The sequence below is a fragment of the Bradyrhizobium sp. genome (assembly GCF_028868675.1).
Lineage (GTDB): Bacteria > Pseudomonadota > Alphaproteobacteria > Rhizobiales > Xanthobacteraceae > Bradyrhizobium.
Map to the genome: position 1 here is coordinate 1 of NZ_JAGWUA010000290.1, position 4,375 is coordinate 4,375.

At 62.9% G+C, this 4,375-nt stretch carries 4 protein-coding genes; all 4 read left to right on the forward strand.

Going from position 1 to position 4,375, the window contains the following annotated elements:
- Positions 1 to 13: 13 nt before the first annotated feature.
- The 4 genes from KGM94_RS23775 (at position 14) to KGM94_RS23790 (ending at position 4,161) form a co-directional block, all read left to right on the forward strand.
- A complete protein-coding gene (locus KGM94_RS23775; RefSeq protein ID WP_300264716.1) occupies positions 14 to 751 on the forward strand; it encodes an ABC transporter ATP-binding protein in 738 nt (245 codons plus the stop codon).
- Positions 748 to 1,596 (forward strand): ABC transporter permease, encoded by an 849-nt coding sequence (locus KGM94_RS23780; protein WP_300264706.1) that lies wholly within the window; start codon positions 748 to 750, stop codon positions 1,594 to 1,596. The genes KGM94_RS23775 and KGM94_RS23780 overlap by 4 nt, the downstream gene beginning before the upstream one ends.
- A complete protein-coding gene (locus KGM94_RS23785) occupies positions 1,593 to 2,207 on the forward strand; it encodes a hypothetical protein (protein ID WP_300264710.1) in 615 nt (204 codons plus the stop codon). Before KGM94_RS23780 ends, KGM94_RS23785 begins: the two co-directional genes overlap by 4 nt.
- A 220-nt stretch (positions 2,208 to 2,427) precedes the next feature.
- Positions 2,428 to 4,161 carry a PAS-domain containing protein gene (locus tag KGM94_RS23790; RefSeq protein WP_300264713.1) on the forward strand — a complete coding sequence of 578 codons (1,734 nt, stop codon included), beginning with the start codon at positions 2,428 to 2,430 and terminating at the stop codon, positions 4,159 to 4,161.
- The last annotated feature ends 214 nt before the right edge of the window (positions 4,162 to 4,375 follow it).

The following is a 4,375-nucleotide window of genomic DNA, read 5'->3' on the forward strand; positions in this document are numbered from 1 at the left end:
CGGGGCCGCGGCGCTGTCGATCGACGGCGTCAGTCACGCCTACGGCGCGCGCCGCGCCCTGATCGACGTCTCCTTCTCCGTCGCGCCGGCGAGCTTCACCGCGCTGCTGGGCCTCAACGGCGCCGGCAAGAGCACGCTGTTCTCGCTCGTCACGCGGCTGTTCGGCATCCAGTCGGGACGCATCGGCATCTTCGGCCATGACATCAGCCGCTCGCCCGGCGAGGCGCTGCGGCTGCTCGGCGTGGTGTTCCAGCCGCGCACGCTCGATCTCGACCTGTCGCTGACGCAGAACCTGCTCTATCACGCCGCCCTGCACGGCATCGGCCGCCGCGAGGCGGCGGCGCGCGCCGACGAGTTGCTCGGCCGCATCGGGCTCGCCGACCGCGCAGGCCACAAGGTACGCGATCTCTCGGGCGGGCAGATGCGGCGGCTCGAGATCGTGCGCGCGCTCTTGCACCGGCCGCGGCTGCTGCTGCTCGACGAGCCGACCGTCGGCCTCGACGTCAAGGCGCGCGCCGACATCATCGGCCACGTCCGGCAGCTCGTCGCGGAGCAAGGCATCGGCGTGCTCTGGGCGACCCATCTGTTCGACGAGATCGTCGCGGGCGACGATCTCGTTGTGCTGCACCAGGGCAAGGTGCTGGCGAAGGGGTCGGTCGCGCAAGTGATCGCCGAGGCCAGCGCGCAGGACGTCAACTCCGCCTTCATGCGCCTCACCGGCGCAGCGATGATGCCGGGAGGCGGCACATGAGCTCGGTCACGGCCGGAGGGACGCCGCGCGGCTTCTCGGCTGCGCAATACATGACGTGCCTCGCCGGCATCGTCTGGCGCGAAGGCTTGCGCTTCCTGCATCAGCGCGAGCGGTTCGTCTCGGCGCTGGTGCGGCCGCTGGTGTGGCTGTTCATCTTCGCAGCCGGATTCCGCCAGGTGCTCGGCATCTCCATCATCCCGCCCTACGAGACCTATATCCTCTACGAGGTCTATATCGCGCCGGGGCTGATGGCGATGATCCAGCTCTTCAACGGCATGCAATCCTCGCTCTCGATGGTCTATGACCGCGAGATGGGCAACATGCGCACGCTGCTGGTGAGCCCGCTGCCGCGCTGGTTCCTCTTGTTCTGCAAGCTGCTCGCGGGCACCGCGGTGTCGCTGCTGCAGGTCTACGCCTTCCTGGCGATCGCGTGGGCCTGGGACATCACGCCGCCGCCGGCCGGCTATCTCACGGTGCTGCCGGCGCTGGTGCTGTCCGGATTGATGCTGGGCTCGCTCGGCATGCTGATCTCCTCCGGCATCAAGCAGCTCGAGAATTTTGCCGGCGTGATGAACTTCGTGATCTTCCCGATGTTCTTCGCCTCGTCCGCGCTCTACCCGCTGTGGCGGGTGCAGGAGGGCAGCCCCTATCTCTATTATGTCTGCGAGGCCAATCCGTTCACCCATGCGGTCGAACTGATCCGCTTTGCGCTGTACGGGCAGATCAACTGGATCGCGCTCGCTGTCGTCGCAGGCTGCACGATCGTCTTCATGATCGGGGCGATCTATGCCTATGATCCCTCGCGCGGGCTGGCGCGGCGCGGCCCCGCAGGAGGCGAAGCATGAACTGGCGGATCGCGATCCTGGCCGTATTGACGCTCGCCGGCGCGAGCGAGGCCTCGCGCGCCGCCGATCCGCGCTATCCCGACTGGCCCTGCCCGCAGGCCAAGGTTCCCGAGATCTCGATCGCCGCGGTCTGGGCCGGGCCTGCGCTCGATGACGTCCAGAACAAGTGGAAGGATGACGCCAAGGTGAGCGCGCTCGTCGCAAGGCTCGCGGCGCGCAAGACCCCACTCGACGAGGCCGAGAAGGCAGTCAAGGAGTTTCTCGGCGGCTCAGCTTCCGACAAGACGGCAAACGCAAAGCTGCTGTTCGCCGGGCTGTTCGACACGCTCAACGCGCAGCGTTCCTCGGTCATGAACGGGCTCCAGCGGGTCACCCGCAAGCAGCGCGAGGCGGCGGACAAGATCCGCGCCGACACGCTGGAATTGCAGGCGCTGCAGGGTGCGACGCCCCGCGACGAGACCAAGGTCGACGCGCTCAGCAATCAGCTGATCTGGGAAACCCGCATCTTCGAGGATCGCCGCAAGGTGGTCCGCTTCGTCTGCGAGGTGCCGACCACGATCGACCAGCGCCTGTTCGCGCTCGGCCGCGTCATCCAGCAGGAATTGGAATAGAACGATACCTGCAAATTCCGACGTCTTCTTTCGGGTGAAGCAGACGTTTGATGCCCGACTCGAGGATGTCGCGCGGTGACCCGATGTGGGCCTAGCGCGCGACCCAATGCAGCCTTCGCCGGGCCGTGCTAAGAGTGAGCTCTGGGTAGGAGCGACCGATGCGAAACACCCATTTCATCATGCTGCATTGCGAATTCGACAGTCCTTCCGGAGAGCGGACGTGACTGGCCAGGACGGTTCTTCGGCTGGCATTACATCGAAAGACGCCGAACAGGCGGCGTTCACCGACAGCGGTCTGCTGCATCAGTTCAATGCGGTGCTCGAGACCGTCGAATACGCCGTCCTCTTCATGGGGCCGGATCTGCGCAGCCGGATCATCAACCGCGCGTTCAAGGAGATGTGGGGCATATCGGATGAATTCATCCAGAGTACGCGGCCCACGATGGCCGATCTGGTCCGATACGTGCACACCAATCACCACCTTTACGACGTTCCGGAAGCCGGGTTTGAAGCGTTCCTGGAGCGGCGCGTCGAGGCCGTCAAGAGAGGCAGCTTCTCGACGGAGATGCGTCTCCGGGACGGCCGCGTCATCCATTTCCAGATTCAGTCACTGCCTGACGGCGGACGTTTGCTGACCTATTTCGACATCACGAAGTTGAAGCGGAGCGAAGAAGCGGCAAAGGAAGCGAGAGAGTCGGCCGAAGCAGCACTTGCTGAACGTGGCGTGTTGCTGGACCAGTTCAATGCGGTGCTCGAGACCATCGAATACGCCGTCCTCTTCATGGGGCCGGACCTGCGCAGCCGGATCATCAATCGGGCGTTCAAGGAGATGTGGGGCATATCGGATGAATTCATCCAGACCACGCGGCCCACGATGGCCGATCTGGTCCGGTACGTGCACACCAATCACCACCTTTACGACGTTCCGGAAGCCGGGTTTGAAGCGTTCCTGGCCCGGCGCGTCGAGGCGGTCAAGAAGGGCAGCTTCTCGACGGAGATGCGTCTTCGGGACGGCCGTATCATCCATTTCCAGATCCAGTCCCTGCCCGATGGCGGACGTTTGCTGACCTATTTCGACATCACGAAGTTGAAGCAGAGCGAAGAAGCGGCGAAGCAAGCAAAGGATGCAGCCGAGATGGCTCTTGCCGAGCTGAAGTTTGCCCAAGATCGTCTGATCCAGACGGAGAAGCTCGCCTCACTCGGACAACTGACCGCCGGCATCGCACACGAAATCAAGAATCCTCTCAACTTCATCAACAATTTCGCAGAAGTTTCACTGGAGCTTCTCGATGAGCTTCGGGGGATTCCAGGCACCGACGAAAAATCGGAAGTCATCGAGCTCACGGAGATGGTTCGATGCAACCTGGAGAAGGTCAGGCAACACGGCCAGCGGGCCGACGGTATCGTCAGAAACATGCTCATGCATTCGCGCGACAATTCGGGAGAATGGACCGCAGCCGACATCAACAGTGTGGTGGACGACACCTTGAATCTCGCCAACTATGGCAATCGAGCTGACGGGGACTGCCGAGTTGCGATCGAGAGGTCTTTCGACCCAGCCGCAGGTGAGATCGAGATGTTCCCACAGGACATCACGCGCGCGCTTCTGAACATCGTCTCGAATGCAATCTATGCGACCCTCAGGCAACGGACGACGCTCCCCGAGGGAGCTTATGAGCCGACGCTCAAGATTACCACGAGGGATCGCGGGGATACCGTCGAGATCATGATCCGTGACAATGGTGAGGGCATTGCGCCGGATATCAGAGGCAAGATTTTCAATCCATTCTTTACAACGAAGCCACCCGGCGAAGGCACCGGGCTTGGGCTCTCGTTGAGCCACGATATCATCGTCAAGCAGCATGGCGGGATGATCGAGTTCGATACCCGGCCGGGCGAGTTCACCGAGTTCAGGGTGACCCTTCCACGTTCGGTCGGCCGGCTCAGGAGCTGAGCAAGGCTGGTGGACTCTCGGTCGCCGCAAGATGGGCACGCCCGACTGGTGAGCGTACACCATACTTCCGCTCGCTTGCCGCTTGCTGCAACGGGTTCCGCGTCTGCAGGGCCGCAATCGCCAACGTTAACGTTCGCTGCGCTATCAGGCGGAACTAAAACGATCTATGATGCCTTGTCGATGATATCTCGAAAAATCGGGAGGCCTCGATGGG

Bases quoted from the DNA above. Each gene is read 5' to 3' on its own strand.
- KGM94_RS23785 (WP_300264710.1), top strand. From the start codon at position 1,593: ATGAACTGGCGGATCGCGATCCTGGCCGTATTGACGCTCGCCGGCGCG.
- KGM94_RS23780 (WP_300264706.1), top strand. From the start codon at position 748: ATGAGCTCGGTCACGGCCGGAGGGACGCCGCGCGGCTTCTCGGCTGCG.